The following is an 888-nucleotide window of genomic DNA, read 5'->3' on the forward strand; positions in this document are numbered from 1 at the left end:
TAAATTGAAAAGTTATACAAAATATCAAATAAATTACTCATTGATACGTGTTAGATGTCGTTCCCTGCGTTGACTTGCTCATGGTAATGCCTTTGTCGCCTTGATCGCTAAGGAGCATCACGCCGGTAGAGATGGGTGTCCTTTACAAATTCGGTATCTATTTATCAGCTATACTGTACTGCTGTCGGAAAGTGTCGTGCTGACATTCACTTCTTTTTCCTCCATCAAGTCATCAGAGAGTGAACCCACTTTATGGAGTTCTTGAGAAACCATTTCTTAAATCGAAACAAATTCGTAGGCCTACTGTTTTCTCAACTCGAACGCGACTATTTAACACCCCTTCGAATGGTCTTTTTACTAATTTTATAAAACATTAACACGGTATCTTGTTGAAATAAATGATCAAGAGAATAGATGTCGAGACTCACTCTACAGCCTGAGGAGCCCTTCCGGGCTCCCCTTTTATAAATTGTTTCTTAAGAAATTTTAAGTAAACACTTCTGCTAATAGCCATGATAAGTACCTTTTCCCTACTCTACGTAAAGATTAAACGAGTTACCATTAACGAATCCTCTATAGTTAAAATCTAAAATACTTCCAAGGCCATCGAAATTATCAGAAAAACTTAGCGAAACATAGTTTGAGTCATTTTCGTGTTTAGGATAAGTTTTATCAAAGACTTTACCAAATCCACCAGAACCTATAATACCATAAGCAGTTATCCTTGCTTCCACTCCAAGGCTCTGTCGTTTACTAAGGTCAGATGTCTGGACATTAATAAAACCCTCGAAAGATGTTTTAAGAGATGCCTTGGTATATTTGATATATCCAAACCCTCCTACACCACCCAATGAACCAGAAAAAGTTTCATGACCACCTTCTGACATT

General features: G+C 37.4%; 1 protein-coding gene. It reads right to left on the minus strand.

Going from position 1 to position 888, the window contains the following annotated elements; translation table 11 throughout:
• Positions 1 to 530 precede the first annotated feature (530 nt).
• A partial coding sequence (locus CHH75_RS24785; RefSeq protein ID WP_095397716.1) for a hypothetical protein occupies positions 531 to 888 on the minus strand: 358 nt, incomplete at its 5' end.

The sequence above is a fragment of the Paenibacillus sp. 7541 genome (assembly GCF_002276395.1).
In the GTDB taxonomy this organism is placed as follows: domain Bacteria; phylum Bacillota; class Bacilli; order Paenibacillales; family Paenibacillaceae; genus Paenibacillus_AQ; species Paenibacillus_AQ campinasensis.